The following is a 24,233-nucleotide window of genomic DNA, read 5'->3' as shown; positions in this document are numbered from 1 at the left end:
TCGTCCTCCGGCCCCACGACGGTGCGCTCGTGACCGACTGGCGCGCTGCGGTGCTCGCGGACCTGGGCCACACGTCGGCGTTCCGGACTCCGAGACCGGTGCCCACTCGCGCCGGTGCCTGGCGGTGCGGGGAGTGGGAGGCGTGGGAGTTCGTCGCCGGGGCAGCTGACGAGACCCGTGTCGACGACGTCATCCGAGCGGGTCGGGCCTTCCACCGCGCAGTCGCCGGCGTCGGGTGCCCCGCGTTCCTCCGGACGGCCGACCCCGAGACCGACGACCCGTGGCGTCGCGCCGACCGCATGGCCTGGGGCGAGGCACCACTGCCGACCGACCCGACCCTCGATCGCCTGGCCGCGGCGTTCCGTCCCGTCCACGCGCCGGCGCAGTTGGTCCACGGGGACCTGCTCGGCAACGTCCTGTTCGCGGAGGGACTCGCGCCCGGGATCATCGACTGGCCTCCCTACTGGCGTCCGGCCGGCACGGGAGCCGCGATCGCCGCAGTCGACGCGGTCTGCTGGCACGGCGTGTCCGTCGACCGCCTCGACGATCTCGGCGAGGGCGAACACCAGTGGCGGCAGCTGCTCCTGCGCGCCCTCGTGTTCCGGATCGCCACGCTGCACCTGCTCGGTGCGTTCGACGTGGCCAGCATCGCGCGACACCGCGCGGTCGTCAACGCACTCGCGTGACGGACGGGAGGCCCGTGGCGGCGCCGCCACGGGCCTCCCGTCCGCTCGTCGGTCGTCGCTCAGGCGCCGCGGCCGGCGATCGCGCGGAGGCGGGCGACGATGCGCGGGTTGCGCGCACCGAACGTGAGCGCGGCGAGGCGTCGGACCGACACCGTCGCGCGGTGCACCAGGAGGCCGGTCGCTTCGGCGATGTCCGAAACCGCGTGCCAGCGAGCACGCAGGGACGCCGGGTCGATCTCGTTCGCGGCGGCTGTGCGGACGAGCCGGACGAGGTCGTCCCCGTCACGCCAGCTCGTGCTCTGGTTCTCGAAGCGGCGCAGGATGCGGTCGATCGCCGACGCACGGTGGTTCGCGACCGCGTGTGACCACCGGACGTCCTGCGACACGGGGTCGACGAGGATCCAGCGGGGAGCGTTGGCGTTGAGCGCGGAGAGCTGCGCGAACGTGGTCAGGGCACCGAGCGCGACCGCGACGTCGAAGATCTGCCGTGGCCGACCCCCGACTGCGATCGCAGCGCCCGGGAACGCCTCACGGGCGTCCCGGATCTGCGACTTCGCGACGATGATCGTGACGACGACGTCATCCGGCGCTGCAGCGAGGGTGCTGCGGGTCCGGGCGATGACCTCGTCCGCCAGGTCGGCCGGGAGGTGCAGCGCCACGCGGACGACGTCGTCGTCGGGCAGGAACGCATCGGCGAACACGTCGACGGCGTCACGGTACCGGGCGAGGAAGAGCGCGATCGCGCCGCCGTAGAACGGGTAGCGCTCGAGCAGGATCCGCTCGTGCTCGAGTCGGAGCGAGGGACCGCGATCCCCGCTGAAGCTCGTCGAGCCCGTGTGCAGGACCAACGCGCGGTTCGCCAACACCGAGGTGAAGCCGTGCTCGTTGATCCGCAGGCAGAAGTCGTTCTCCTCGCCGTAGCCGGGGGAGAAGACGTCGTCGAACAAGCCGAAACGGTCGACCATCTCGCGCCGGATGAGGAAGCAGAAGCCCATCGCCACCGGGGAGACCGTGTGCCGCGGGAGCAGGTACTTCGTCCGGCCGTGCAGCTCGCGGGTGCGGCGCGGTGCGAGGCTCGACCGCGGGTTCCGCCGCGCGTAGGGGAAGGACGCGATCGTGGCGTTGTCGCTCCTCGCGCACACGACGCCGATCGAGTCGTCCGAGGCCAGGACCGCGGTCATCTCGTCCAGGAACCCCGGCATCGGGACGGTGTCGCTGTTGAGGAGCAGCACGTCGTTGCCCGTGCGGTCGAGGTCGAGGACCGCCCGGTTGCAGTTGCCGACGAAGCCGAGGTTGCGGCTGTTGCGGGTGTACTCGAACCCCTCGTGGTCACCGACGAGCTCGAGCACACGGGCCTCGATCGCGTCGACGCGGGGGCCCACGTCGTTCGCCAGGAGCACGCGGTCGACGGAGAAGTCCACCGTCTCGAGCAGTGCCTCGATGCAGCGCTCGAGACCGGGGAGGTCGTCGTAGATCGGGACGACGATCGTGACCGGACGACGGTCGCGCGTCATCGCCGAGCCAGCTTCCGGACGACGACGCCGGGCTGGGCGAGGAGTCGGCCGACGGCCCCCGAGCGGGATCGCACGCGGCTCGCGAGGAGTCCGACGGCGGCTCTGGCGCTCGTCGCACCGAGCGAGGCGTACGCGCCGGGCAGCTCGAACCAGTAGCGCGCCGCCTGGGGGAGCCGGTAGCCCTCGGTGCCGACCAACGCGACCAACCGTGCGATGGCCGCCGCGTTGTCGTGGCCCGCACCCGTGACGGTGGCGAGGCGTTCCGGTGCAGCCGCACCGTGCCTCCTGGCCGTGTCCGGGTCGGCCGCGTACGCCGCGAGGGCGTCAGCGAGGGCGTTCGTGTCGTCGGCATCGACCAACGCGCCGGTCACACCGGGCTCCACGAGTTCCGCGCTGCCGCCCTGGCGCGTGGCGACGACGGCCCTGCCGAGCGCCATGTACTCGGCGGTGGTGCGACCGAAGGCCTCGATGGTGGACGGTGTGACGCAGACGTCGGCCGCGTGGATGAAGGGCGCGGGAGTGTGCTGCTCGCCAGCGAAGACGACGTGCTCGGCGACACCGAGCGCGCGGGCGCGGTCGGTGAGCCGCTGGTCCTCACCCGGGTGCTTCCAGCTCCCGACGAAGCAGACGCTCGCGGTCACGCCTCGTCGGCGCAGCGCGCCGAGCGCATCGACGACGCGGTGTTGCCCCTTGGACTCCTCGACGCGGCCGAGGACCGTGATCCGGAGGCCGGGTTCTGCCTGCGGGAAGGGGGCGACGGCAGGCGTGTCGTCCTTCGTCGCCAGGAGTCGGCTCGTGTCGACCGTCGGGTAGGCGACGGAGAGCTTGTCGGCGGGGATGTACTTGGCGAGGTGGTCGCGCATCGCCTCGGAGTTGGTGACGACGACCCCGGACAGCAGGCCGATGTCGCCGAGGACGCCCGCACGGCCCGTCTGGAACTGCAGACCGTGGTCGAGGTCGCCGTACTCACGGACGAACCACGCCTGCGGGATCCCGAGGACCGCGGCGGCGAACGACGCCCACGGGGCGACGAGTGTGTTGGTGACGACGAGGTCCGGGCGCTCGCGCTCGTACTTCCGGATGATCGCGTTCACGGCGGCGTAGTCGACGGTCGCGAAGGCGGCGCGTTCGGCAGCCGGTGCGGGCTGTGGACTCGGCAGGGCCCAGCCGCGGAACCGCAGCGCGTCGTACGACCAGCCACGCTCGTCGAGGGCATCGATGAACTTGCCGCGCGGGGCCTTGGTGATGAAGGTCGGCGTCATGGCCGGGTCCTGCGCCTGCCAGTCCTCCACGAAGCGGATGAGTGACCGTTCCGCCCCGCCGAGGTTCACCGGCGCGGTGGAGTGGTTGGCGAAGCTGACGATCACCCACCAACCCTACTCAGGTTTCACCAGGTGTTCGTCTCCGCGGCACCCGCAGCAGACAAGCATCACCGAGTCGAACGTGGCAAGTGCAACCTTTGTGCGAGAATGTCTCGTCCCCGAATCCCTGTGAGGAGCGCTGCGTTGCGCCCCGGAGGAGCCTGCACCCGAAGCATGACGTACCTGAACGAGCTCATGTCGTCGCGGGAACTCCTGGCGAACCTCACCGCCCGCGAGGTCAAGGGCAAGTACCGCCGCACGGTCTTCGGGCAACTGTGGTCCCTGATCAACCCGCTCGCGACGATGCTGATCTACACGATCGTGTACTCGTTCATCTTCCGGGCACGACTCGAGGTCGGTGACCCCAGCGGGCTGAACATCTACCCGCTCTGGCTCATGTGTGGGCTGCTGCCCTGGATCTTCGCGCGCAACGTCATCAACTCCGGCATGACGTCGATCGTCGCCAACGGCTCACTGATCAAGAAGGTGTACTTCCCGCGGATGACCCTGCCGCTCGCGGCCGTCGGGTCCTTCGGGTTCACGTGGCTGGTGGAGATGGGGGTGCTGCTCATCGCGCTCGCGATCGCCGGGTCGAACTTCTGGCTCTACCTGCCGCTGATCGCCCTGACGATGGTGTTCCTCGCCATGTTCTCCGCCGGCCTCGGGCTGATCCTTTCGATCATCAACGTGCACTTCCGCGACATGCAACACCTGGTCGGCATCGCACTGCAGATGTGGATGTACCTGTCGCCGATCATCTACCCGCTCTCGCTCGTCGAGGACGCCGCCAACAAGGCCGGACACCCGTGGATCATCCACGTCTACAAGCTCAACCCGATCGAGCGGTTCTCCGAGGTCTTCCGGAACCTCATGTACGACAACCGCCTCCCGAACTGGACCGACCTGGTCGCGTGTGCCATCGCGGGGTGCGCCTCGCTCGCGATCGGCTACGTCGTGTTCTCCCGCAACGAGAAGAAGCTGGCTGAACTCCTGTGAACGACTCCGCCGTCTCCGTCGAACACGTCTCCAAGCGCTTCCGCATGTACCACGAGCGCAACGACTCGCTGAAGAGCATGGTCATGCGCGGGAAGAAGTCGGTGCACGAGGACTTCTGGGCGCTGAAGGACGTGTCGTTCGAGGTCCCGCACGGATCGACGTTCGGCCTCATCGGCAAGAACGGGTCGGGCAAGTCGACGCTGTTGAAGTGCCTCGCCAAGATCCTCTGGCCGGAAGAGGGCTCGATCACCGCGCGTGGCAAGCAGGCGTCATTGCTCGAGGTCGGCTCTGGGTTCCACCCCGAGCTCTCCGGTCGCGAGAACGTGTTCCTGAACGGCTCGATCCTCGGGATGAGCCGCAAGGAAGTGGCGCGGAAGTTCGACGACATCGTGTCGTTCTCCGGTGTGGGCAACTTCATCGACCAGCCGGTGAAGAACTACTCGTCCGGCATGTACGTGCGGCTCGGGTTCTCCGTCGCCGTCGCGGTCACGCCGGACATCCTGGTCGTGGACGAGGTGCTGGCCGTCGGCGACGCGACGTTCCGAAAGCGCTGCCAGACGAAGTTCAAGGAGATGAAGGACGAAGGCCGCACGGTCATCCTCGTCTCGCACTCCATGGGGACCGTCAAGGACATGTGCGACCAGGTCGCCTGGCTCAACGAGGGCGAGCTGAAGATGATCGGCCCGACCAAGAAGGTCGTGTCGGCGTACGAGGCGACCGTCTGAGCGTGCTCCTGCGCTGCACCTAGGCTGGAACCGTGCAAACGGATGTTGAGGAGCTGTCGGCCTACTCGGACGACCGCGGGAACCGTATCGAGTACGCCGGCCCGAAACGGGGGAACGTCAAGATCACGTTCCGCGGGTCGAACAACGTCGTGCGGGTCCACCAACGTGCGCGTCTCGGGCGGATCGTGGTGAGCATGGACTGTGACAACGGTCTCCTCGACATCGCGGAGAACCACGGTGCGCCGGCGTTCGTCGCGAACATCAGGATCGGGCAGGACTCATCCGTGCTCGTCGGCGCCAACGCATCCACCACCGCCAACTGCGTGATCTCGGCGACGGAGGGGACGACCGTGCGGATCGGCGACGACGTCATGATCGCTTCGCACGTCCAGATCCGGGCGGACGACGCGCACCCGATTTTCGACGTCCGCACCGGAGCGCGGGTCAACGTGTCGAGGTCGATCGACATCGGTGACCACGTCTGGCTCGCACTCGGCGTCACCGTCCTCGGCGGTACCACCGTCGGACGCGGCTCCGTGATCGGGACCGGGTCGATCGTGACGGGCCGGGTCCCCAACAACTGCATCGCCGTCGGGACGCCGGTACGGGTCGTGCGGCGCGACGTCGCCTGGGAGCGGCCGCACCTCTCGCTGAAGGAGCCCTTCTACAAGCCGGACGCGTCGACGGTCGAGCGTTCGCCGTTCTGGGAGCTCACGGAAGCCGACGACTGATCCTCGGCGGGCAGCGCGGCCTCGGGCTGGGGCTCGGCTGGTCGTGGTCCGCCCGTCAACCACTCCATCATCTGGATGACGCGTTCCGAATTGCGCCCGTCCCGCGTGACGAAGGTCCGTCGCGCCCGTTCCCGGAACGTGTCCGACGGGCGGAACCCGGCCTCTGCGATCCGTTCGACAGCGCCTTCCACTTCCCGGACGGACCCGGTGACCTCGCCGAACCCGGCTTCGTCGTAGTCGAAGTACCCGCGACGACCACTGTGCGAGCCGCCGAAGAACTCGCGGAGGTCGAAGTGGAAGTACACCACCGGGACGTCGATGAAGGCGGCGTCGAAGGCCAGCGACGAGAAGTCGGTCACGAACGCAGCGCTCCGGGCGAGGACGTCCTGCACGCCGTCGACGGCGAAGTCGAGGATCTCCACGTCGTCGGGCAGGTGGAAGTCGGTCAGGTACGGACGGAGGAGCGGGTGCGGCATGAGCGCGAGGCGCTTCCCGGTCCGCTTCGCGAGTGCGCGGAGCTCCGGCGACGACATGAGCGCCGTGTACTCCTTGGCGAAACGGCTCTCCATGAACCGGTCGTCACGCTCCCACGCTCCGGATCCGGCGACCTGCGCCCCGACGAGGTAGTGACGCCAGGTTGGCATCACGAGGATGAGGTCGCGCTCGGTTTCCTGCTTCGCCCGGCTCTTCTCGAGGAGCGCGTCGAAGCGGGGCAGCCCGGTCAGGACGACCTCGTGCTGGGAGAAGATCCACTGCCCGTGGCCCGCGATCGCGTCCCGCTCCTGCGGGGTCGAGACCACGAACAGGTCGGGTCGCTTCGAGTTGAGCCACCGCGACAGGTCGTAGTTGATCACGCCGTGCTGCAGGAAGGTGAAGTGGAACCGCGGCTGCCCGAACTTCGACGCGGGCAGGGGCTTGGTGACGAAGTCCGCGATGTGCGACGACGCGACGTGTTCGGCGTGGAGCATCAGTTGCACCCACTCGAGCGACCGGAACGCGATCATCCGGAACCCTTCGCGCTGCAGGCGGTCCCAGTCCTTGGAATCGCGGTTGAGCACGAAGTAGGCGTTGATGTCCGGACGGTGCCGTCGAACGTACCGGTAGGCGTGTTCCGCGTTGTCGTTCGCGTCCGTGTCCCGATCGATGAACACCCACGCGCCCTGGAACCGTTCGCGTGCGCGGCGCGTGCGGGCCAGCGTCGGTGCCAGGGCGTTCCGGAGTGCGGTCTTCTGCAGGGAGTTCCGGGTTGTGATGGCTCGCTCGCGCACCGCTCGCCAGACGTGCTGCTTGTTGGTCAGCTCCACCTCGTTGGGATCCACCACGCGTCGGCGCTGGGCCAGGATCTGCGGTTCGAGCTGGCGGCGGGTCAGGGTTGCGTAGTGGTTCGGCACTTCACCCCGGGCGAAGACGACCTGCTGTCCGTCCACGTGCATCTCGGTGACGTGGCCGCGGGGGATCCAGATCACGCGCCGGCGAACCAGCGGCCGACCGTAGAAGACGAAGTCCTGGACGGTCTCGAACTCGGGGACGACCTCGTGTCCGTCGACAGCGATCTGTTCCGCCGGGATCTCGCCGGTGAACCAGTACTGGAGCTGCACGAGTTGGTGGGCCTCATCGACCTGAGCGAGGTTGACGGTGTTCGGGCGGTCCGGTTCGTCCCGGTACCCGACGAGCATCGCCCGCCGCACCGCGAACTCCACGGGCAGCAGGTCGAAGGAGCGCACCGCTTCCGGACCGACCCGCTGCAGGACCGCAGCCGCCAGCTCGTGGAACTCGTCGAACGCATCGGCGGGGGCGAGGGCCGAGGGCGACCGGATCGCACGCTCGCGCCGGAAGTACCCGACGAGGTCGTAGAGGACGGTGTTCGCCACCCAACGATCGATGCGTCCGGTCGCCGACGCCTCGTCGAGGAGTCCGAGGTGACCGTGACGGAGCACGTCGGTGTACTTCCGTCGGTCCTCGTGGCTGGTCTGCATGGTGGAGCTGCCGTCGCCGCGCTGACGGTAGCGGTACTTGGCCGAGGCCATCAGACCGATCCGGTGCAGTCCGTTGCGGAGCAGGTAGCGCGCGACGAAGTGGGCGTCCTCGAACGTGGGTCGGACACGACCGTCGAACCGGAGACCCGCCGCCTCGACGAGGTCACGACGCATGAACGCCGCGTTCACGCCGGTCTGCACGATGGGGTCCAACCGCATGTCGACGATGCGCGATCCCTTCTCGAAGCGCTTGCGGGACGGGTGCCCGTCCGTCACGCCGCCGTCGTCGTCCAGGAGGAGCTGATGGGCCGCCAGGAGCGCGACGTCGTCCGACGCGTGCAACTCGATGAACTTCGCGACCTCTTCGAAGTACCGTTCCTCCAGCTCGTCGTCGGCGTCGACGAAGGTGACCCACTGCCCGGTGGCCCGGGCCAATCCGGTGTTCCGTGCGTCGGCGATCCAGGCGTTGTCCTGGTGGATCACGGTCACGTCGGCTCCGGCAGACCTTGCCCAGTCGTCGAGGAGCGACCCCGTCGAGTCGGTCGATCCGTCGTCGACGAACACGAACTGCACACGGTCGTGGTCGAACGTCTGCCCTTCGAACGACCGCAGGAGCGTCGGGAGGTACCGTTCCACGTCGAGTGCCGCCACGACGACGGAGATGAGTGGTGTGGTCCGGATCGCTGAGTCCATCGGTTGATCGGCTCCCTGTCGTCGTGATGCACGTGCTGCGATAGTTTAGGGCTGAAGTCGAGGTTGGCTCGTCGCGCACTGCGCAACCCGAACGTGATGAACTCCAGGAGAAGTGCTGTGGGCGGACCCCTTCCCCTGCTGTCGGTCGTCGTGCCGGTCGGCAGCGTCGGCCCGTGGTTCGACGTCGCGCTGGAGGCGCTCCGGTCGCAGAGCCACCGTCGGCTCGAGATCATCCTCGTGCTTGACGGGCTCAGCTCCGGGGTGACGGAGTCCGTCCGGTCGCTCGCCACCGAAGACCCGCGCATCGTCGTGCTCGAGATCGGGGAACGTGGCGGAGCCGGCAACGCCAGGAACACCGGGCTGCGCGTCGCGACCGGCGACTTCGTCGTGTTCGCGGACGCCGACGACCTCGTGCCGCCCGATGCCTACGAACGGCTCCTCGCCGTGTTCGCCGAGTCCGGTCCGGTGCTCGTCAGCGGCAGGGCTGAGCAGTTCACCGGGGACGGGCGCGAGTCGACCTACTGGACGACGGACGACGCACTCTGGACGACCGGGGGGACCGGCCTCCGACTCTCGGACACGCCGCAGCTGGCCTTCGACCACACACCCTGGAACAAGGTCTTCAACCGCACGTGGTTGCTCGAGTCCGGCGTCGAGTTCCCGACCGGCACCACCTGCGAGGACGTTTCCTGGTGGGCGCGGCTCGCGGTGGGAGCGAGGGTCGACGTGCTGCCCGAGGTGGTGTACCGCCACCGGCGACACGACGAGTCGGTGACGTCGGGCATCGGCCGGGGCGACGACCTGGACGACTGGGTCGAACAGACCCGTGCAGCAGTCGAGACGTACGCGGCACACGGGGCGGACGGGGCGACGGCGGCTTTCGGACGGCGGCTGATCCGCCGAGAGGCGTGGACGCGGGTCCGCGGGATCGGCGTGCTCGACCCAGCCGGCGCCCGCCTGCTCGCCGATTTCGTGCGGTGGATCGGCACCTGGGTCGACGAGACCGAGTTCGACGACCTCAGCGCCTACCCCGGCGTCGCCTACGCCCTGCTCCGGGCGAAGGAGCCGGGACTCGCGGCCGAGCTCGTCGAGACGTTCGACCGCCCGGCAGAGGACGTCGTCCTGCGGTGGGGCAGTCTCGCCGCCGAGTGCGAGCGGGCCCTCGGTCCCGACACGGAGCGCGGCGCTGACCTGTGGCGCGAACGCCTGTTCCGGCCGGTCGTCGATGCCGCACAGCGTGGCGATCCGCTCCCTGTCCGTCCAGAGCTCGTCGCGGCGTTCTGGGACGAGTTCGTCGGCCGTGGGCTGGACGAGCACGAACAGGTCGTGCTGTCCGCGTTGCGGGACGGAGCAGTGGACGACGTCGTGTTCCTCCGACGCAACCGGCGTGTCCGTGCGACCGCCGACCGACACCGTGGTTCCCTCCGGATCAGCATGACGGGTCTCGAGCACCCGGCACCGGGGAGTGTCGTGCTCGAGCGCGACGGAACCCGGACGGCAGTGCACCGGGGCGTGCTGTCATCGGACACGGTCGTGTCGTCGGCGAGGCCTCGGCCGGGTGACCGGTGGAGCGTCGAGTTCACGCTGCGCGACGGGCGGATCCACCGTGTCGAGGTGGCCGTCGCACCGTCGGCACTGCGCCGCGTCGCCGCCGTGCTCAGGACGAGGAGTCGGCCGTGAGTGCACAGCTCTCCGTCGTCATGCCGGTGCACGACGTCGCGCCGTGGATCGAGGAGCAGCTCGACTGTGTCCTGCGGCAGGATGTCGACCTCGAGGTGATCGTCATCGACGACCGGTCCACCGACGAGACGGTCGCGATCGTGGAGCGGATCGCGTCCGGCGACCCCCGTGTGCGACTGCACCGATCGCGAGCAGCGGGGGGAGGCGCCGCCCGCAACCAGGGGATCGACCTGGCGCAGGGCGAGTACGTGGTGTTCGCCGACGGTGACGACTTGGTACCTGACGGGGCGTACCGGGCGCTCATCGATGCAGCCGAGCGCAGCGACGCCGTGATCGCGCTCGGACGGCACCTCAAGTTCAGCTCCGGGTCGACCTGGGAGCCCATGTCGAGTTGGTACGACGTCCTGACCGAGTCGCTGACGGACCTCCAGGCCATGCCGAGGCTCTTGGCGAACCGCGCATGCTGGAACCGGGTCTTCCGCGCCGACTTCCTGCGCGCGTCGGGCGTCCGGTTCCCGACCGCCCCGCGCTCCAACGACATCGTGCCGATGGTCCGCGCGTTCCTCGCCGCGGACCGTGTCGCGGTGGTGCCGGAGGTCGTCTACCTCTACCGGGAGCGCCCGGGAGCCTCGTCCATGACCGCGAGGGCGTCGGGCATCGATGGCGTGCTGAGCTACTTCGATCAGGAGATCGAGGTGGGATCACTGCTCGCCGATGCCGCACCGGAGGTCCGCCGCGCGCACGCCGAGGTCGTCCTCGACGCCGACGGGTACGTCCACCTCGAACGGTTCCTTCGCGGCCAGCCGGATGCGCACGACCTGCACCGGGTCATCGGGGCGGTGCGCGATCTGCTCGCGGTCGTGCCGACCGCCGATCGTCAGGCGCTCCGTGCCGAGCGACGAGCGCTCTGGTTCGCGGTGGCCAACGGTGCGGGGGAGATCGCTGTGCGCCTCGCGTCTGCGCTGCACGACGCGCGCGACGACCGCGACGTGCCGCCGGTGCTGCTCCGCGCCTGGGTGGACGTGATCCACTCGGTCGGTGTGCTCGGAGAGGCAGCGGTCTTCGCACTCGATCGCGGATCCCTCGTGAACGACGGGCCGTTGGTCCTGCTGGCGAACCGCGCGGAGCACACCGACGTGTCGGTGCTCGGATCCGCCGTCACGGACCTGGGTCCGCTGACGGCAGGGGTCGAGGGGAACCCCGAACTCCTGCGCGCGATGGCGGGTGCCGTCCACGGGCAGGACCCGCTCGCAGTGCAGCTGGTCTCGATGGTGCGGCACCTCGCACCGCTCGTCGTCGACGAGGCGCACCCGGACGCCGGCGGCCTGACCTTGAGCGGACCAGTGGCCGGGACGGTGCCTGACGGGGTCTCCCTTGACATGGTCCTGACCGCAACCCCGACCGAAAACGCCACTCTGACCGGAGCCGGGGCAGCGGGTACCCAGGCCGTCCTCCGGGTCGATCACCGCTCATCCCGCTGGTCGCTGCGCCTGGAGAACGGCGACATCGCCACCGGCAGACACCGTGCCGTGGTCCGGATCTCGTTCCGTGGTTTCCGGCTCGACTTCCCGGTCGTGACCGCGAGGATGCCGCTCCCGCCCGTTCCGAGCGGCGTGCAACTGCAGCCCCTGGCCGACCGTGCGGACGGCTGGCGGTTCCTCGTCGACCGTCGGGTGCCGAGCGGGCACTTCGCCCGACGGCTCCTGCGCGCAGCGCGCGCCAGGCTCAGGAACTGAGGCCGGCGAGTTCGTCGGCCGGGTGCCCGGCGGTCAGGGCATCGCCGATGACCATGCGGTCGAGGTCGGCCATGAAGTCCTGGAAGAACGGTCGGCCGAAGTGCCAGGGCGAGATGCCGTACGGGTGCGCGCCGTCGGAGTGGTACGAACGGTCGCGGTTGTCGATGGTACGGAGGTCGTGACGGGCAGCGATCGAACGGTAGAGCGAGTCGTACCGGTCGTTCTCCCGCAGCAGCCGCTTGTACAGGTCATCCCGTTTCTGGTCTCCGCGGTACTTCACGAACTCCAGGTCGCCGGTGCTCGTCCGGTAGTACGAGCTGTACCGGAAGCAGTTCAACACCAGGGTCGTCTCCGGGAGCGCCTGTCGCTGCCATGCCACGAGCTCGTCGACGGCCTGCTCGAGGAGCGGCACGTACTCGGCGCTCGCGTTCGCCATGTGCAGGGTCGTGAACCCCTCACCCGCCGCGAAGAAGTCCGTCTTCCGGAAGCTGTTCGGATTGTTCGTGATGGTCGCGTCGCCGATCCGCGCGAGCCCGTACCGGACGTCGGAGTAGAGGTCGAACAGCAGGTAGTCGGGCGCGAACGACTCGAGTTCTGCGCGGTCCGACTTGGCGATGTCGCGCGCCATCGTGCGCGCCCCGTGCTCGTTGACCTTGTCACCCGGCTGGATCCGTTGCGCGATGTCCGGAGCGACGGGCGCCGACAGGAAGCTCACGAGACCGGTCTGCCACGCGAGCGGACCGAGGTCGTAGACGTCCTTGTAGTGCGGGTTGTTCCGCGTGATGAACGCTTCTCGCGTGACGCACGAGCCGATGATGGCCACCTTGATCCGTGACACCGAGTTCTCCGTTCGATCGAGCATGAGCCAGCAACAAGGGTTGATTATGCCTCAGGGCGCGTGGCGGTCCGCGTCGGCATGCCAGCCGTCGTGCGCCGCAGGAGCGCCTCGTACCGGCGGGAGACCGCGAACGGCGCGAGCCGGGCCGTGAACCCGAGTGCGGCACCGCGTTCCGGCAACGGCTCCGACAGCACCCGGGCGAGCGCGCCGGCATCACCGGGTTCGAACCACCGGACCCAGGCTTCACCGCCGAAGTCGCTCCGGAGGTGCGCTTCGTCGGGCAGTACGACCGGCACGCCGAAGGTCGCGGCGAGGTGGAGGCTGCCGGAGTTCAGGACGCGCCGGTACGGCAGCACCGCGACGTCCGCGGCGTCGAACCAGCGCTTGACCTCGGCGTCGGCCACGTAGTCGTGGTGACGGACGGTGCGGAGCCCTTCGGGCAGGAGCCGATCGATGGTCGCTTCGTCCTCGGCCGACGTCCTCCCGGCGAGCAGGAGGACGAACCGGCCGGCGGCGGACGCCTGCTGCAGGGCCTCGATCAGGACGTCGACTCCCTTGTACGGACGGATCTGTCCGAAGAAGAGCACGGCGACGTCGTCGTCATCGAGTCCGAAACGTGCTCGTGCCTCCGCCCGGGACCCGTTACCGTCGTAGATGCCGCGGTAGCTCGGGTGGGGGAGGTGTTCGACCGTTCGCCCGGAGAGGTCGTAGAACGGCGCCACCACGTCGCTCGTGCGGGAGTTCATGACGTGCACCGTGTCCGCGGTCGCGGCCAAGTAGCGGTTCAGCGCGATCTCGTGCTCCTCGTGCCGGACGTCGTGTGCGAGCGCGTTGTGGATCGTCCAGACGACCCGGGCGCCGTGTGCCCGCGCTCCGTCGACCGCGGCTCGGAACCGAGCGAGTCGGGCAACGGCCTCGGCGGCGTCGTCCGCACGCTGCACGATCGGAGCTGTCCAGTGCACGTGCACGACGTCTCCGGTGCCGAGGGAGCTCAGGTCGTGCTCGAAACGCTCGAGCCTCGCGGACTCGAGGACGTCCCACCCCGAGGCGCGTGGAGCCAGGAGCATGAGGTTCAGGTACGGGTTGTCGCGGTAGACGGGGAAGACCGCGAGCCGCGGTGGACGGCCGTCGCGAGGACGCGAGCGCGCTGTTGGAGCCACATGGCGATCCTACGAGGGGTCGCCGGTGCTCCGGTCGATAGCATCGAGGGATGTTCAGAGCTCGATCCAAGATCACCACCGATACACCGCTGACCTTCGCCGTGTCGGGTGACTCGGTCACGGCCCGCCCCGAGTCCTGGCGTGACCAGCTCGGCGATCGCCGTCTTCGGCTGGTCGGAGGCTTCGCCGAGGACGGTGCGACGTCCGAGCGTGCGTTCGGTCAGGTCCGTCGTTCACTGGCCGACGTGCTCGTGGTCATGATCGGCATGAACGACGTCCGGGAGGGCGTGCCCTTCGAGGAGATGACCGCGAACATCGAGAAGATCGTGCGGTTCGCGGAGTGTCAGACACCCCTGATCTGCTTGGTCCCGCCGAACAACCGCACCAACGGCACGGTGAACCAGCGCGCGAACGGGGTCGTGGCGAACCGGCACCTGTTCGACCTCGGATCGCGACGAGGGTGGGTGGTCGCGGATCCGTTCGCCTTCGCCCGAGCCTCCAACAACTCGTGGGGTGGCGGCATGTCCGAGGACGGCGAACACCCCCTCCCGCACGTCTCCGCAGAGGCGGCGGTCCGCATGCGCCTGTTCATCCGGCAGGCAGCGGCGACGATGGGTCTCAACCAGTGAGATGAGGTCGGGGGCGCTCAGTCCAGCGTCGCGACGATGTACTCGGCCTCGTGCAGGACCGAGCAGAACGCCAGCCCCTCGTGGTCGAGCGCATCGCGCTTCCGGATGACCGCGCCGCACACAGCGCACTTGGTCGTGAAGGTCGACCGCATTGCATCCGAGAGGAGCGACATGCGAGCAGCCTGCTCCGGCAAGGTGAACAGCAGGCCTCGTTTGTCTCGGAACCTGGTGAACGTGCCCGAAGAATCCGCCTCAGAGTCGAAACGCGCTCAGCTCCGCGGGCTCGTGGTGTCCGCTCGCCACCTGCGCCGAGGGAGCGCTCACAGCGACCGGACGACCTGCCCCGCCTCCGCCACAGCCCCGACCACGACGGCGAAGTCCCCGTCCGCGACGGACTGCCCCTCCGCCAGCCACACGACGTTCCGCGCCCCCGGCTGCGGCACGAACGACGAACCACCCGGCCCCGAAGACGGTGCCCCCACGACCAGCACGGTCACCTCGTCCAACCCGCTGGATCCCCGGTACCAGGACGTCGGCATGTCGACCTGCACCACGTGTCCCGCGGCTTCGAGTGCGATGACCAGCGCGGACACGTCCGCGACGCGCGTGCCGTCGTGCTTGACGGCGACACGGAAGCCTGCAGCCCCCTCCTCCCGGACGATGACCGGTCGCGAGGACCGCACCATCACGCCGTGGCCCTTGGGGAGCCCGGGGGCCACTCCGAGGTAGCGCAGTCCGGCTGCGTCGTACCGGGCGTCGGCGTCGGCGTCGGGGTACCGCCCGCGCCACCGCTCGTCGAAGACGCGGCGGTTGTCGACGCGGGCGTCGTCCCGGCCCGGCGTGCGGCTCTCGTGGTGGACGACGACCGACGACGGGACGACGACGAAGGCGGAGCCCGCCGGTGACGTCGACAGTGCGCGGAGGCACAGGTCCACGTCCTCCAGCCCGTTGGCGTACACGGGGTCGAACCCGTGCCAGCGGATCAGGTCGACGGCACGGAACGCCGCGGCGGCTGCGGTGATCGCCGAGAACCGCACTGCGCCGGCGGAGCCCGACCCGAACACGCGGTCGGCGTCGTGCCGCGGGTGCTCGCCGAGGAAGTGCCAGGGCAGCACCTTGTCCCCGCCGAACACCGTGCCGGCGGCCTGCACGACGCCGTCCGGGTACACGAGCAGGGGCTGCGCGCCGAGGACCGACGGGTCGTCCAGCGCGCTGACGAGCGGCCGCAGCCAGCCGGTGGTGACCTCGGTGTCGTTGTTGAGCATGACGACGGTGCCGCCCGAGGACCGGGCGAGTCCGAGGTCGCTGCCCAGGGCGAAGTTCCGGTTCCGGTCCTCGCGCTGCAGGACCACCCGGGGTTCGTCACGGAACCATGCACCGAGGATCGCGGAGACCGATCGCGGAGAGCCGTTGTCGACCAGGACGACCTCGACGCGGTCGCCGTCGTGGTCGGCCGCGCCGAGGACGGCATCGACGGCGCGCCGGGTCATCGTCCAGTCGCGGAACACCGGGACGACGATCGAGACGAGTCCGGTGTCGCGCGTCGGTGCTGCGGACGACAGGGCGTCCCAGTCGATGCGGTGGCGGGCGAGCGCGACCTCCTGCCACGACGCGGGCTGGGCGGAGGAGACCCGTCGCTGGTCCCGCACGTTGTCGTAGTCGACGCCGATGACGGGCACGTACGCGGGCACCCCGAACCGCTGCCCGATGCGGAGCAGCCACTCCCAGTCGATCCAGCGTCGGAGCGTCTCGTCGAACGGGCCGACCCCTGCGGCGACGTCACGGCGGACCACGAGCGCGTTGAGGTCGATGAAGTTGCCGGCGAGCAGGTCGTCGAGCGTGCCGTCCTCGCCGCGGTACGTCTCGACGGGCGCGGTCCGGTCGTCCGCGTTGTTCGCGCCGACCATCCGCAGACCCGTGTGCACGGCGGGCCCGTCGGTCTCGAGCAGAGCCGCGAGGGCCGCGGTCAGGTGTTCCGGACGCCAGGTGTTGTCGGCGTCGAGGAACGCGACGAAGTCGCCACGCACGGCCGCGAGTCCGGTGTTCCGTGCGGCGCCGGCACCGCCGTTCTCCCGCTCGAGGAGCCGGATGCGCCCGTCTTCGGCAGCGAGCCCGCGCACGACGTCGACGGTGTTGTCGCCGGACCCGTCGTCGACCACGAGGAGTTCCCAGTTCGTGTGCTGCTGCGCTCGCACCGAAGCGATCGCCGCACCGACCACGTCGGCGCGCCGGTACACCGGCATCACGATCGACACGAGCGGTTGCTCCGCGTCGCGCCGCGCGACACCGCGCGGGTACCGGCTGAGGGCCTCGGCGACCTCGGGCCCGTCCCACGTGGACCGGTAGCGTCGCCGGGTGCGGTGCTGCGCACCGGCGAAGGCGCGCGCATCGGCGACGGCTGCGTCGCGTGCGGCGCCCCAGGTGGGAGCGTCGCCACGGCGGCCTGGAGGCACGGGGAGCGTGGTCGCGTCGGTCGCCTTCCGCAGGAAGTGCCGGAGCGCATCGAGCGTGGTCGCCGGGCGGTCGGCTCCCGGCACCGAGGCGGCGTACACGCCTGCGTCGAAGAGCGGCCCGGTCTGGAAGAGCTCGGGGCCCTCCTGGTGCAGGGCGTCGTACCAGGACATCGCGGGGACGGGCTGGTGCTCGCGCATCCACTCGTGCTCGATGAGCGGGTGCAGCGAGAGCCCACGCTGCCCGTCGTTGTGCACGTAGAACGCGACGGCGTCGGCGTCGGTGTCGAACGTCCGTCCGGTCTGTGCCTCGAAGTACGCGCGGTCCAGTACCTCGAACTCGGCGACCCGCCGGGCCCAGCGGTCGAGCCGGTCGGTCACGGTCAGTGGTCGGTCCGGGCCCCGGAAGGGTCGGGCGAGGCGCCGTGCGACGCGGCCGATGCCCTTCGCCTCGGCCATCAGCGGCGCCCCGGCAGTCGTGCGGCGACCTTCGCGATCGCCTGGCCGGTGCGGAAGGACCTGCTCGCGCGCAGGTCGGTGAGCTCCCGGCGCAGGCGCACGACCTCGTCCGCTGCGCTGGCCGCGGCGACGTCGGCGGCCGTGAGGTCGAGGGGGAGCAGCGCCGCCCACCGACGTTCGAGCGCGTCGGCCGTGCCCGCGAGCGGGGCCGTCAGCGCATCCTCGATGCGTGCACGGGCGTCGGTGACCGCGCCCGGTGCGACGACCACGGCGAAGTGGTCCACGACGGCCGCGAGGGCGTCGGCGCCCGTCCGGTGCGCTCGCGACGACCACGGCACCGCGTTCTGCGCGGCCCGCACGACCACCAGGTGGAGCGCCCGCCGGTTGGCCGCGACGACGTCCGCGGGCGCCGGGTCCACGAGCACGGCGACCGTGACGAGGTCGTCCGGGCTGGGGTCTCCGGTGGTGACGGTCCACGCGGCCGGTGCCGACGTACCGGCGGGGAGCCGGGCCTCCAGGTCGAAGCCGTCCCCGAAGGCCGCGTCGACCTGGCGGACGAGCGTGTCGGCGTCCTCGACGTGCCGCAGGTCCACGGCGAGCCGCGGGCGCTGCCCCGCGGGGACGAGGACGTCGGCGAACCGCTCGGTCGCCGTCATGCCGTGCCGCTGGTACGCGGCCACTGCGTCCGGCAGGAACGGGTAGCGACCCTCGAGCACGCGCTGGTGCGCGGCGCGCAACGCGCTGCGGTTGCCGGAGAAGCTCTTGCCGCCGGCGTGCAGGACCAGCGCGCGGTTGGCGATCTTGGCGAGCCAGCCGTGGGCGGCGATCCGGAGGCAGTAGTCGTTCTCCTCGCCGTAGCCGGGCGCGAAGGCCTCGTCGAACAGACCGTGCTCGGCGATCAGCTCGCGGCGGGTGAGGAAGCAGAAGCCCATCGCGACGGGCAGGACCTGGGACACCGGGAGCAGCGGTGCGAGCTCGCCCCAGACCCGTCGCGTGCGGTCCTCGGTGCGGGCCGTACCCCGGTTGGTCAGGCGGTAGGGGATGCTCGCGATCGTCGCGTTGTCACTGCGCGCGGTCACGACGCCGGTGCGGTCCTCGTCGAGGACCGCGAGCATCGCGTCGAGGAACCCCGCCGTCGGCACGGCGTCGCTGTTGAGGAGCAGGACGGCCTCTGTGCCGGCGTCGTCGGCGCCGCGGTCGAGTTCGTCCACGGCTCGGTTGCACGTGCCGACGAACCCGAGGTTGTGGTCGTTCCGCTCGTACCGGAACCCGGGGCGGTCGCCGATCCGGTCGAGCAGCGCCCGCTCGATGGTGTCCGCCTCGGGCCCGCAGTCGTTGACGAACAGCGCGCGGTGCCGTTGGGTGTCCAGGTGCTCGAGGAGCCCGTCGACGCACCGCAGCAGGGAGTCGAGGTCACCGTACACGGGCACGACGACGAGGGTGGAGCGGGTCATCGGTCGGACTCCTCTGCTTCGAGTGCACGTGCGAGGGCGTCCACGGCGGTCTCCAGCGGGCCACCGAGCACCCCCGCGGCCAGGGGCACGTGCCCGGTCGGGCCGTCCGCAGCTGCCTGCCGGACGGCGTCGGCGACGGCCAGGCCGAGGGAACGGGCATCGGCGGGGACCGCCTCGAGGTTCGGGTGCAGGTGCGCCCGGGTGCCGCGGAACTCGTTCGTCACGACACGTGCGCCGGACACCGCGCCGTCGAACGGAGGGTGGCTCGGGTGCGGGCTGTGCTGGAGTGACAGCACCACGGTCGTCGATGCGATGAACCGGAAGTAGTCGTCCCAGGGCATGGTGCCGTGCGAGACGAGCTTCGCGTCGCCTCGGCCCCCGTCGAGCTCGACGTCGCCGTGCTGTTCACCGGCCGAGTGGAACTCGACCCGGATGCCGTCGGCGGCCAGCTCCTGCACCGCGACCCGCAGCGCGGCGACGCCGAGGCGGAACAGGTTCCGGTGCTTGCTCGGACGGCCGTAGAAGAGGACCCGGACCACGTCCTCGTGCCCCCGGGCAGCGGCCACGCGTTCGAGCAGCTCGAGGTCGAGGTGCGGTGCGAAGGTGTGCTCGGAGGGGACGTCGAGGCCCTCGACGTCGGCCAGGTACCGGCGCAGCGGCTCGGAGTTCACGAGCATCCGGAAGCCGGCGCGGTAGGTCGAGGCGGCGACCGCGTACTCGGTCGACCACGGGCTGAAGCCGGGTTCGTAGTCCTGCACCAGGTACACGACGCGGTGTCGGGGGACCACCCCGGCGGTGACGGCGACGTCGATCGGGTGCGCGGTCTTCCAGTGCGTGGCGACCCAGACGTCGTCGCGGCCGAACTCGGTGTCCAAGATGTCCTCGCGCCGGACCACGCGGACCCCGGGACGTCCGTCGACGCGCGACTCCGGGAACCGGTCGGCGACGAGCGCCTCGGCTGCGGCGGCACTGTTGCCGGGTGTCGTCCACCGGACCATGACGACCCGGACCCGCCGGCCGAGGCGGTCGCCGAGCGCCAGGGCGACGGCCAGGGCGGTCTGCACCCCGGCGAAGGCGGCACCCTCGCGGAGTTCGTCGACCACGAGCACCACCTCGGGATCGCGGTCCACGGTGCGGATGCCGGCGAGCGACAGGCTCGTCTCCACCAGGCCGTCGAACGGGCGCGCGGCCAGCGGCGCACGATCGCGTTCCCGCCGAGCCACACCGACGTCGACCCGGGACACCGTCCGGCCGAGTCGCTCACGGACGTCGTTGCGGTAGTGGCCGTCGCGTGCGTACCGCTCGTTCACCCGGACGAGGTCGCTCACGAGGCGCCGTGCCTTCTCGAAGTTCATCAGCCCTCACGTTACTGGGCGTCGGCGATCGGCTCGGTAGGATCGGACCCCTCATGATGCAGCGAATCGACCTCCGCGGTGGCCTCCCCGCCCGTGCCGAACTCCTCCGACTCATGCCCCGCGCCGCGGGCGACGTGTCGCACGCGGTCGACGCCGCGCGCGAGTTGATCGAGGACGTCCGACACCGCGGGGCCGCGGCCCTGCACGACCAGGCCGAGCGCTTCGACGGCGGGGCTCCCGCGGACGTCCGGGTGCCCGCTGCCGAGATCACCGCAGCCGTGGCCGGGCTCACGCCCGAGGTCCGGGCAGCCCTCGACGAGGCCATCCGCCGCGTCCGCGCCGCGAGTGCCGCGCAGATCCCCGCCCCGTCCGTGACGACCCTGGCCGACGGCGCCGAGGTCCACCAGCGCTGGCAGCCGATGCGCCGCGTGGGGCTCTACGTGCCCGGGGGCAAGGCCGTCTACCCGTCCAGCGTCGTGATGAACGTCGTCGCGGCCCAGGTCGCGGGCGTGCCCTCGATCGCCCTCGTGTCGCCGCCGCAGCGCGACCACGGCGGCGCGGTCCACCCGACGATCCTCGCCGCGGCGGGGCTGCTCGGCATCGACGAGGTCTACGCCATGGGCGGCGCCGGAGCCGTCGGCGCGCTGGCGTACGGCGTCGCCGAGATCGACCTCGAGCCGGTCGACCTGGTCACCGGTCCGGGCAACAACTACGTCGCCGCCGCCAAGCGCCTGGTGCGCGGGGTGGTGGGCATCGACTCCGAGGCCGGGGCGACCGAGATCCTCGTGATCGCCGACGACACCGCCGACGCCGGGTTCGTGGCCGCCGACCTCATCAGCCAGGCCGAGCACGACGAGCAGGCCGGCAGCGTGCTGGTGACGACGTCCGCGGCGTTCGCCGACGCGGTGGAAGCCGCCATCCCGGAACGCACGGCGGTGCTCGGGACGGCTGCGCGCCTCCAGACCGCCCTGGACGGACCGCAGTCCGCGATCGTCCTGGTGGACTCGCTGACCGACGCCGCGACGGTGAGCAACGCGTACGGGCCCGAGCACCTCGAGATCCAGACGGTCGACGACGACGCCGTGCTCGCCGACATCGACGCCGCCGGTGCGGTGTTCGTCGGGCCGAGCACGCCGGTGAGCCTGGGGGACTACCTGGCCGGGTCCAACCACGTGCTGCCGACCGGCGGCCAGGCCCGGTTCGGGTCCGGACTGTCCGCGTCGACGTTCCTGCGACCCCAGCAGATCGTCCGGTACACGCCCGAGGCCCTGGCCGAGGTCGCGCCGCACATCGTCGCCCTGTCCACCGAGGAGCAGCTCCCCGCGCACGGGGCCGCCGTGACGGAGCGCACGAACCGATAGCCTGGGGAACGACATGTTCTGCCCCTTCTGCCGCCACCCGGACTCCCGCGTCGTCGACTCACGGACGAGCGACGACGGAACCTCCATCCGCCGCCGTCGACAGTGCCCCAACTGCGGTCGACGGTTCTCGACGACCGAGACCGCCTCGCTCAACGTGGTGAAGCGCAACGGCGTCACCGAGCCGTTCAGCCGCGACAAGATCGTCTCCGGCGTGCGCAAGGCCTGCCAGGGCCGCCCGGTCACCGACGGCGACCTGGCCGTGCTCGCGCAGCGCGTCGAGGAGACCGTGCGGTCCTCCGGATCCAGCCAGATCGACGCGAACGACATCGGTCTCGCGATCCTCGCGCCGCTGCGGGAGCTCGACGAGGTCGCCTACCTGCGGTTCGCGAGCGTCTACCAGGCGTTCGACTCGCTCGAGGACTTCGAGGACGCCATCGGCCAGCTCCGCCGCGACCACCACGCGGCATCCGACACGGCCGCCGGGTCGTCCACACCGTCCGGCACGCGCGCGTGAGCGGCATCGCCGAACGCATCGTGCGCGGCGGCTACCGCGTCGTGTTCCGCTCCGTGTTCGCGAACATGGACCCGGAACGTGCCCACCACCTGGCCTTCGCCGTCATCGCGGGGCTGCCCCGCGTGCCGTTCCTGAGCGGCGTCGTCGAGCGGTACTGCCGTCCCGCGGCGGCCGACGGCATCACCACGATGGGCATCCACTTCCCGTCGCGCTTCGGCCTGGCGGCCGGGTTCGACAAGGACGCCCGCGGCATCGCCGGTCTCGGCCTGCTCGGCTTCGGCCACGTCGAGGTCGGCACCATCACCGCCAAGCCGCAGCCCGGCAACGAGCGCCCGCGCCTGTTCCGGCTGATCGGCGACCGTGCCCTGATCAACCGCATGGGCTTCAACAACCACGGCGCCGCAGCCGCCGCCCGGCGCCTCGAGCGCGCCCGCCGCAACCCCGGTCGCCCCGTCATCGGCGTGAACATCGGCAAGAGCCGGGTGGTCTCCGTCGAGGACGCCATCGACGACTACCTCGAGTCCACCCGTCGGCTCGCGACGTTCGCGGACTACCTGGCGGTCAACGTCAGCTCGCCGAACACGCCCGGTCTGCGCGGGCTGCAGGAACTCGACCAGCTCCGACCGCTGCTGTCCGCGGTGCGTGACGCCGCCGGCCGGACGCCGGTGCTCGTCAAGATCGCGCCGGACCTGACCGACGAGCAGATCGACGCGATCGCGGGCCTCGCGGTCGAGCTCGGGCTGTCCGGGGTGATCGCGAACAACACGACGACCTCCCGCGACGGGCTGACCGCCGATCCGTCCGACGTCGAGGCGATGGGTGCCGGGGGACTCTCCGGTGCGCCGGTCGCCGCCCGCTCGCTCGAGGTGCTGCGTCGCGTCCGCGCCGCGGTGCCCGCCGACTTCTGCGTCATCGCCGTCGGTGGCGTGACCACCGAGCAGGACGTGCAGGACCGCATCGACGCCGGGGCCACGCTCGTGCAGGGCTACACGGCGTTCCTCTACGAGGGGCCGACCTGGGCCGCGTGCATCAACCGGCTGCGCCGTCGGCGGCTGCGTCGCGCCGCGCGGTAGACGCGACCACCTGACGGACTGGAGGCCCGTGGCGACACCGCCACGGGCCTCCAGTCCTTCCTGGGGGCGCGCCCACGGCCGCTTCGTGAGCAGCAATGGTCGGGTGCGCCGCGCCCACCCGACCATTCCTGCTCACGAAGCACGAGCGGGGGAGTGGGGAGTGGGGGAGCGGGAACGACGAAGCGCCGCCCGGCAGGCCGGGCGGCGCTTCGTCGTGTGCGTGTGCCTAGAGCGTGGGGTACTGCCCACGCCGGACCTGGGGCTTCGGCAGCCGCAGGAAGCGCAGCTGCCACGCCCGCGTGAGGATGTAGAGGAACGTGCCGCGCTGGAACTCGCCGAACTTGTTGGTGAGCTTGCGGCGGAGCGACAGCCACAGCACCACGCAGTCGATGATGAACAGCGCCACGAACGCCCACACGAGCAGGAGCGAGTAGGAGGCGATGACGGTCTGCGCGGCCGCGAACCCGACGATCAGGAACAGCACGAGCACGGGCATCATGACCTCGCCGACGTTCCAGCGGGCGTCGATCCAGTCGCGGACGAAGCGTCGCTGCTCACCACGGTCCTTCGCCGGCAGGTAGCGCTCCTCGCCGTTGGCCATGCCGACCCGGGCACGCTCGCGCTCCGAGTTGAGGCGGGCACGGGCGGCCTTCTTGTCGACCGGCGTGTTGCCGACGAGGGGGCGGCGGTTCGCTGCCTCTCGCTCGCGGCGGGACGGCGTGGGGCGGCCCTTGCCCTGCTCGAGGAGCTCGGCCTCGGTCGGGTTGACGGTCGTGTTGGTCTTGGGGGCTGCCTTCGCCACGGTGCGTTCCTAACGGCGGTGTGCGTGCGGGATCTCCTCT

20 protein-coding genes are annotated in these 24,233 nt (G+C 70.6%); 10 read left to right on the top strand and 10 right to left on the bottom strand.

Going from position 1 to position 24,233, the window contains the following annotated elements:
- Positions 1–29 precede the first annotated feature (29 nt).
- On the top strand, positions 30–686 hold the full coding sequence (locus tag DEJ21_RS15275; protein WP_146247812.1) for a hypothetical protein: 657 nt from the start codon (positions 30–32) through the stop codon (positions 684–686).
- Between the two features lie 59 nt (positions 687–745).
- On the opposite strand, the gene DEJ21_RS15270 is transcribed toward DEJ21_RS15275, so the two are convergent.
- The gene (locus DEJ21_RS15270; protein WP_111225160.1) at positions 746–2,200 is read right to left on the bottom strand and encodes a glycosyltransferase family 2 protein; all 1,455 of its coding nucleotides are present in this window, start codon (positions 2,198–2,200) and stop codon (positions 746–748) included.
- Positions 2,197–3,567, bottom strand: coding sequence for a glycosyltransferase family 4 protein (locus tag DEJ21_RS15265; protein ID WP_111225159.1), 1,371 nt, complete (start codon positions 3,565–3,567; stop codon positions 2,197–2,199). The genes DEJ21_RS15270 and DEJ21_RS15265 overlap by 4 nt, the downstream gene beginning before the upstream one ends.
- A 168-nt stretch (positions 3,568–3,735) precedes the next feature.
- Here DEJ21_RS15265 and DEJ21_RS15260 point away from each other — a divergent pair, with 168 nt between their 5' ends.
- From DEJ21_RS15260 to DEJ21_RS15250, 3 genes are read left to right on the top strand one after another with little or no spacing between them, the layout of a single operon-like run.
- A complete protein-coding gene (locus DEJ21_RS15260; RefSeq protein WP_111030339.1) occupies positions 3,736–4,557 on the top strand; it encodes an ABC transporter permease in 822 nt (273 codons plus the stop codon).
- Positions 4,554–5,282, top strand: coding sequence for an ABC transporter ATP-binding protein (locus DEJ21_RS15255; protein WP_258367169.1), 729 nt, complete (start codon positions 4,554–4,556; stop codon positions 5,280–5,282). The genes DEJ21_RS15260 and DEJ21_RS15255 overlap by 4 nt, the downstream gene beginning before the upstream one ends.
- A gap of 32 nt (positions 5,283–5,314) precedes the next feature.
- A complete protein-coding gene (locus DEJ21_RS15250) occupies positions 5,315–6,013 on the top strand; it encodes an acyltransferase (protein ID WP_258370587.1) in 699 nt (232 codons plus the stop codon).
- Here DEJ21_RS15250 and DEJ21_RS15245 read toward each other — a convergent pair.
- Positions 5,947–8,682 carry a CDP-glycerol glycerophosphotransferase family protein gene (locus tag DEJ21_RS15245; RefSeq protein ID WP_111225158.1) on the bottom strand — a complete coding sequence of 912 codons (2,736 nt, stop codon included), beginning with the start codon at positions 8,680–8,682 and terminating at the stop codon, positions 5,947–5,949. The two genes, DEJ21_RS15250 and DEJ21_RS15245, sit on opposite strands and share 67 nt — an antisense overlap.
- A gap of 117 nt (positions 8,683–8,799) precedes the next feature.
- Between DEJ21_RS15245 and DEJ21_RS15240 the strand changes: the two genes are divergently transcribed.
- Positions 8,800–10,362 (top strand): glycosyltransferase family 2 protein, encoded by a 1,563-nt coding sequence (locus DEJ21_RS15240; RefSeq protein ID WP_181435927.1) that lies wholly within the window; start codon positions 8,800–8,802, stop codon positions 10,360–10,362.
- On the top strand, positions 10,359–12,098 hold the full coding sequence (locus tag DEJ21_RS15235) for a glycosyltransferase family 2 protein (protein ID WP_111225156.1): 1,740 nt from the start codon (positions 10,359–10,361) through the stop codon (positions 12,096–12,098). Before DEJ21_RS15240 ends, DEJ21_RS15235 begins: the two co-directional genes overlap by 4 nt.
- Here DEJ21_RS15235 and DEJ21_RS15230 read toward each other — a convergent pair.
- Positions 12,088–12,936 carry a DUF6270 domain-containing protein gene (locus tag DEJ21_RS15230; protein ID WP_181435926.1) on the bottom strand — a complete coding sequence of 283 codons (849 nt, stop codon included), beginning with the start codon at positions 12,934–12,936 and terminating at the stop codon, positions 12,088–12,090. The two genes, DEJ21_RS15235 and DEJ21_RS15230, sit on opposite strands and share 11 nt — an antisense overlap.
- Before the next feature lie 44 nt (positions 12,937–12,980).
- Positions 12,981–14,096 carry a glycosyltransferase gene (locus DEJ21_RS15225; protein WP_111225154.1) on the bottom strand — a complete coding sequence of 372 codons (1,116 nt, stop codon included), beginning with the start codon at positions 14,094–14,096 and terminating at the stop codon, positions 12,981–12,983.
- 50 nt (positions 14,097–14,146) lie between these two features.
- Here DEJ21_RS15225 and DEJ21_RS15220 point away from each other — a divergent pair, with 50 nt between their 5' ends.
- Positions 14,147–14,725, top strand: coding sequence for an SGNH/GDSL hydrolase family protein (locus DEJ21_RS15220; protein ID WP_111225153.1), 579 nt, complete (start codon positions 14,147–14,149; stop codon positions 14,723–14,725).
- 17 nt (positions 14,726–14,742) lie between these two features.
- Here the strand turns inward: DEJ21_RS15220 and DEJ21_RS18370 are convergent, their stop codons facing one another.
- From DEJ21_RS18370 to DEJ21_RS15205, 4 genes are all read right to left on the bottom strand, one after another.
- The gene (locus DEJ21_RS18370) at positions 14,743–14,898 is read right to left on the bottom strand and encodes a hypothetical protein (protein WP_175529707.1); all 156 of its coding nucleotides are present in this window, start codon (positions 14,896–14,898) and stop codon (positions 14,743–14,745) included.
- Positions 14,899–15,045: 147 nt separating this feature from the next.
- Positions 15,046–17,634: a glycosyltransferase gene (locus DEJ21_RS15215; protein WP_111225152.1), complete on the bottom strand. Its 2,589-nt coding sequence runs from the start codon at positions 17,632–17,634 to the stop codon at positions 15,046–15,048.
- A complete protein-coding gene (locus DEJ21_RS15210; RefSeq protein WP_111225151.1) occupies positions 17,634–19,088 on the bottom strand; it encodes a glycosyltransferase family 2 protein in 1,455 nt (484 codons plus the stop codon). The genes DEJ21_RS15215 and DEJ21_RS15210 overlap by 1 nt, the downstream gene beginning before the upstream one ends.
- On the bottom strand, positions 19,085–20,443 hold the full coding sequence (locus tag DEJ21_RS15205) for a hypothetical protein (protein ID WP_111225150.1): 1,359 nt from the start codon (positions 20,441–20,443) through the stop codon (positions 19,085–19,087). Before DEJ21_RS15205 ends, DEJ21_RS15210 begins: the two co-directional genes overlap by 4 nt.
- Positions 20,444–20,496: 53 nt before the next feature.
- Here DEJ21_RS15205 and hisD point away from each other — a divergent pair, with 53 nt between their 5' ends.
- The 3 genes from hisD to DEJ21_RS15190 are packed head-to-tail and all read left to right on the top strand — an operon-like array spanning position 20,497 to position 23,391.
- A complete protein-coding gene (hisD, locus tag DEJ21_RS15200) occupies positions 20,497–21,804 on the top strand; it encodes a histidinol dehydrogenase (protein WP_111093056.1) in 1,308 nt (435 codons plus the stop codon).
- A gap of 13 nt (positions 21,805–21,817) precedes the next feature.
- Complete coding sequence (gene nrdR / locus DEJ21_RS15195) at positions 21,818–22,318, top strand: transcriptional regulator NrdR (protein ID WP_111023127.1); 501 nt, start codon at positions 21,818–21,820, stop codon at positions 22,316–22,318.
- Positions 22,315–23,391 (top strand): quinone-dependent dihydroorotate dehydrogenase, encoded by a 1,077-nt coding sequence (locus tag DEJ21_RS15190; protein WP_111225149.1) that lies wholly within the window; start codon positions 22,315–22,317, stop codon positions 23,389–23,391. The genes nrdR and DEJ21_RS15190 overlap by 4 nt, the downstream gene beginning before the upstream one ends.
- Before the next feature lie 226 nt (positions 23,392–23,617).
- Here DEJ21_RS15190 and DEJ21_RS15185 read toward each other — a convergent pair whose 3' ends face one another.
- Complete coding sequence (locus tag DEJ21_RS15185) at positions 23,618–24,193, bottom strand: DUF3043 domain-containing protein (RefSeq protein WP_111023129.1); 576 nt, start codon at positions 24,191–24,193, stop codon at positions 23,618–23,620.
- Between the last annotated feature and the right edge of the window lie 40 nt (positions 24,194–24,233).

The organism is Curtobacterium sp. MCSS17_006, from assembly GCF_003234215.1.
Taxonomy (GTDB): Bacteria; Actinomycetota; Actinomycetes; order Actinomycetales; family Microbacteriaceae; genus Curtobacterium; species Curtobacterium flaccumfaciens.
The sequence above is the reverse complement of the archived record's forward strand: the minus strand, read 5'-3'. Positions and strand labels throughout refer to the sequence as shown.

What these genes read in the sequence shown, in the direction of transcription:
- DEJ21_RS18370 (WP_175529707.1), bottom strand. Translation starts at nt 14,898, where the DNA reads ATGTCGCTCCTCTCGGATGCAATGCGGTCGACCTTCACGACCAAGTGC.
- DEJ21_RS15220 (WP_111225153.1), top strand. Translation starts at nt 14,147, where the DNA reads ATGTTCAGAGCTCGATCCAAGATCACCACCGATACACCGCTGACCTTC.
- DEJ21_RS15210 (WP_111225151.1), bottom strand. Translation starts at nt 19,088, where the DNA reads ATGACCCGCTCCACCCTCGTCGTCGTGCCCGTGTACGGTGACCTCGAC.
- DEJ21_RS15260 (WP_111030339.1), top strand. Translation starts at nt 3,736, where the DNA reads ATGACGTACCTGAACGAGCTCATGTCGTCGCGGGAACTCCTGGCGAAC.
- DEJ21_RS15215 (WP_111225152.1), bottom strand. Translation starts at nt 17,634, where the DNA reads ATGGCCGAGGCGAAGGGCATCGGCCGCGTCGCACGGCGCCTCGCCCGA.
- hisD (WP_111093056.1), top strand. Translation starts at nt 20,497, where the DNA reads ATGATGCAGCGAATCGACCTCCGCGGTGGCCTCCCCGCCCGTGCCGAA.
- DEJ21_RS15270 (WP_111225160.1), bottom strand. Translation starts at nt 2,200, where the DNA reads ATGACGCGCGACCGTCGTCCGGTCACGATCGTCGTCCCGATCTACGAC.
- DEJ21_RS15205 (WP_111225150.1), bottom strand. Translation starts at nt 20,443, where the DNA reads ATGAACTTCGAGAAGGCACGGCGCCTCGTGAGCGACCTCGTCCGGGTG.
- nrdR (WP_111023127.1), top strand. Translation starts at nt 21,818, where the DNA reads ATGTTCTGCCCCTTCTGCCGCCACCCGGACTCCCGCGTCGTCGACTCA.
- DEJ21_RS15245 (WP_111225158.1), bottom strand. Translation starts at nt 8,682, where the DNA reads ATGGACTCAGCGATCCGGACCACACCACTCATCTCCGTCGTCGTGGCG.